Annotated in this window: 3 protein-coding genes and 1 pseudogene; all 4 read left to right on the top strand. The window is 58.0% G+C overall.

What is annotated here, in order from left to right; translation table 11 throughout:
* Positions 1-290: pseudogene (locus M989_RS21490) on the top strand (heme ABC transporter permease/ATP-binding protein CydD); the annotation flags it as partial.
* Complete coding sequence (cydC, locus tag M989_RS21485) at positions 291-2,012, top strand: heme ABC transporter ATP-binding protein/permease CydC (RefSeq protein WP_064548743.1); 1,722 nt, start codon at positions 291-293, stop codon at positions 2,010-2,012.
* A gap of 41 nt (positions 2,013-2,053) precedes the next feature.
* Positions 2,054-2,758: a leucyl/phenylalanyl-tRNA--protein transferase gene (gene aat, locus M989_RS21480; protein WP_064548741.1), complete on the top strand. Its 705-nt coding sequence runs from the start codon at positions 2,054-2,056 to the stop codon at positions 2,756-2,758.
* A gap of 284 nt (positions 2,759-3,042) precedes the next feature.
* Positions 3,043-3,261 carry a translation initiation factor IF-1 gene (infA, locus tag M989_RS21475; protein ID WP_001040187.1) on the top strand — a complete coding sequence of 73 codons (219 nt, stop codon included), beginning with the start codon at positions 3,043-3,045 and terminating at the stop codon, positions 3,259-3,261.
* The last annotated feature ends 86 nt before the right edge of the window (positions 3,262-3,347 follow it).

Genomic DNA, 3,347 nt, shown 5'->3' with positions numbered 1-3,347 from the left:
GGGTCGCGGTCGCCCGCGCCCTGCTCGCCCCCAGCCGTCTGCTGCTGCTCGATGAACCTGCCGCCAGCCTCGATGCCCATAGCGAACAGCGCGTCATGCAGGCGCTGGGCGAGGCCTCAATGCAACAAACGACCTTGATGGTCACCCACCAGTTGGAAGGTATTACCGAGTGGGATGCTATCTGGGTGATGGAAAACGGCCAGATTATCGAGCAAGGTTCGTATTCGCAGCTGGTTGCGGCCAACGGCGTTTTCGCCAGCCTGCTGGCCAATCGTCAGGAGGAGATCTAAATGCGCGCACTGTTGCCTTATCTGGCGCTCTATAAACGCCATAAATGGCTGTTAAGCCTCGGCGTGGTTCTGGCGATTGTGACGCTGCTTGCCAGCATCGGCTTGCTGACGCTTTCCGGCTGGTTCCTCTCCGCCTCGGCGGTCGTCGGGTTTGCTGGCGCTTACAGTTTTAACTACATGCTGCCTGCGGCGGGTGTCCGCGGCGCGGCGATTATCCGTACGGCCGGGCGTTATTTTGAGCGTCTGGTCAGCCACGATGCAACCTTCCGCGTGTTGCAGCATCTGCGCGTCTTCACCTTCAGCAAACTGCTGCCACTGTCGCCTGCCGGGCTAGCCCGTTTCCGCCAGGGCGAACTGCTCAACCGTATGGTGGCCGATGTCGATACCCTGGATCACCTCTATCTACGCGTGATTTCTCCGCTGGTCGGCGCGCTGGTGGTTATCCTGGTCGTTACCGCCGGGTTAAGCCTGCTGGACGTCAACCTGGCCCTGACGCTCGGCGGAATTATGCTCGCCACGCTGCTGATACTGCCGCCGCTGTTTTATCGCGCGGGCAAACCCACGGGCGAGCAGCTTACTACGCTGCGCGGTCAGTATCGCCAGCAGCTCACCGGCTGGCTGCAAGGACAGGCGGAGCTGACCATTTTCAACGCCAGCGATCGCTATCGTAAACAGATGGAGCAGACGGAGCTTAACTGGCACGACGCGCAGCGCCGCCAGTCTGAACTAACCGCGCTGTCTCAGGCGCTGATGCTGCTGATTGGTGCCGCTGCCGTCGTCGCGATGTTGTGGCTTGCCGCCGGCGGCGTGGGCAATATCGCCCAGCCAGGCGCATTGATTGCACTGTTTGTTTTCTGCGCGCTGGCGGCCTTCGAAGCCCTTGCCCCGGTGACCGGCGCGTTCCAGCATCTGGGACAGGTGATTGCGTCGGCGCTGCGCGTGAGCCAGATTATCGAGCAACAGCCGGAAGTCACTTTCCCGCAGCAAGCCAGCGTTCGTCCATCGCAGGTGTCGCTCACGCTGGAGGAGGTCGCCTTTACCTATCCAGAGCAGAGGCAACCCGCGCTGGAAAATCTCTCGCTGCACGTGGCGGCAGGTGAACATATCGCTATCCTCGGGCGCACCGGCTGCGGCAAATCAACGCTCCTGCAACTGCTAACCCGCGCGTGGGATCCGCAGCAGGGCAGCATTTTGCTCAACGACACCGCGCTGAATCAGTTCGATGAGCAGACGCTGCGTCAGGCCATGAGCCTGGTGCCGCAACGGGTGCATCTGTTCAGCGCTACGCTGCGCGACAACCTGCAGCTGGCACGGCCAGATGCTACCGACGAGATGCTTGGCGACGTGCTGCGTCGCACCGGGCTGGAAAAATTGCTGGAAGATACCGGGCTCAACAGCTGGCTTGGCGAAGGCGGCCGCCAACTTTCTGGCGGCGAGTTACGCCGCCTGGGCATTGCCCGTGCGCTCTTGCACGATGCGCCGCTGATGCTGCTGGACGAACCGACTGAAGGGCTGGACGCCGCCACCGAAAGCCAGATTCTTGAACTGCTGGCTGAAGTCATGCGCGAAAAAACGCTGCTGATGGTCACCCACCGCCTGCGTGGACTGGCGCGATTTAATCGGATAATTGTCATGGACAACGGGCAAATTATTGAGCAAGGTAATCATGCAGAACTGCTGGCAAAACAAGGTCGTTACTACCAGTTCAAACAGCGTCTGTAGACTATGATTGAGTTAACTTAGTTTCGTGGGGTTATCGCGACATGCGCCTTGTGCAGCTTTCTCGTCATTCGATTGCTTTTCCCTCCCCGGAGGGCGCATTACGTGAACCCAACGGGCTGCTGGCGCTCGGCGGCGATCTTGGTCCCGCGCGTCTGCTGATGGCCTATCAACGCGGGATCTTCCCGTGGTTTTCGCCCGGAGATCCCATCCTCTGGTGGTCGCCGGATCCCCGCGCCGTGCTGTGGCCCGAGCAGTTCCACCTGAGCCGCAGCATGAAGCGTTTTCATCGCCAGTCACCTTATCGCGTCACGCTCAATTACGCCTTTAGCCAGGTGATCGAGGGCTGCGCGCAGGATCGCCATGAAGGCACCTGGATAACCACCAGCATCAGTCAGGCCTACCATCGCCTGCACGAGCTGGGCCATGCGCATTCCATTGAGGTCTGGCAGGGCGAAACGCTGGTCGGCGGCATGTACGGCGTCGCCATGGGCGAGCTGTTTTGCGGTGAATCTATGTTCAGCCGCGGGGAGAATGCCTCTAAAACGGCGCTGTACGTCTTCTGTGAGGCGTTTAGTCGTGCGGGCGGCAAACTGATTGACTGCCAGGTGTTAAACAGCCATACCGCGTCTCTGGGCGCGATAGAGATACCTCGCCGCGACTACCTTGAATATCTCAATACGCTACGCATGCAGCCTATTGAGGATAAATTCTGGGTTCCGAGGCCGCTCTTTTCACCTGAAGCGTAAATGTTTTCAGCACAATTTCCATCAGGATGATATAATTGCCGACGAGAGTCGCTTCTGCCTTTTGCCCCGCCGCCGTTTGGGAATCATTCGAGTCAGATAACGCCCACGTTTATCCTGCTATTTCCGGCCTGGTTCGCGCCCATCACACGCTGTTCTGGTGTGGTGAAAGGGTAATGCGCAAAAACGACTTTCGCCGATTAAGACGGACAATTCTTTACTTATATGATGAACTTCGGCATTATCTTGCCGGTTCAAATTACGGTAGTGATACCCCAGAGGATTAGATGGCCAAAGAAGACAATATTGAAATGCAGGGTACCGTTCTTGAAACGTTACCTAATACCATGTTCCGCGTAGAACTGGAAAACGGACACGTGGTTACTGCACATATCTCCGGTAAAATGCGCAAAAACTATATCCGCATCCTGACGGGCGACAAAGTGACTGTTGAGCTGACCCCGTACGACCTGAGCAAAGGCCGCATTGTCTTCCGTAGTCGCTAATCACCGCAGATAATGAGCGTCTGGCGCAAAGTTCGCCGAGCGCTATTTGCCGAATATGATGCCCTGCTTATGCGGGGCATTTTTTT

It is taken from the genome of Kluyvera georgiana ATCC 51603 (genome assembly GCF_001654985.1).
Lineage (GTDB): Bacteria > Pseudomonadota > Gammaproteobacteria > Enterobacterales > Enterobacteriaceae > Kluyvera > Kluyvera georgiana.
The sequence above is the reverse complement of the archived record's forward strand: the minus strand, read 5'-3'. Positions and strand labels throughout refer to the sequence as shown.

Bases quoted from the DNA above. Each gene is read 5' to 3' on its own strand.
- cydC (WP_064548743.1), top strand. From the start codon at position 291: ATGCGCGCACTGTTGCCTTATCTGGCGCTCTATAAACGCCATAAATGG.
- aat (WP_064548741.1), top strand. From the start codon at position 2,054: ATGCGCCTTGTGCAGCTTTCTCGTCATTCGATTGCTTTTCCCTCCCCG.
- infA (WP_001040187.1), top strand. From the start codon at position 3,043: ATGGCCAAAGAAGACAATATTGAAATGCAGGGTACCGTTCTTGAAACG.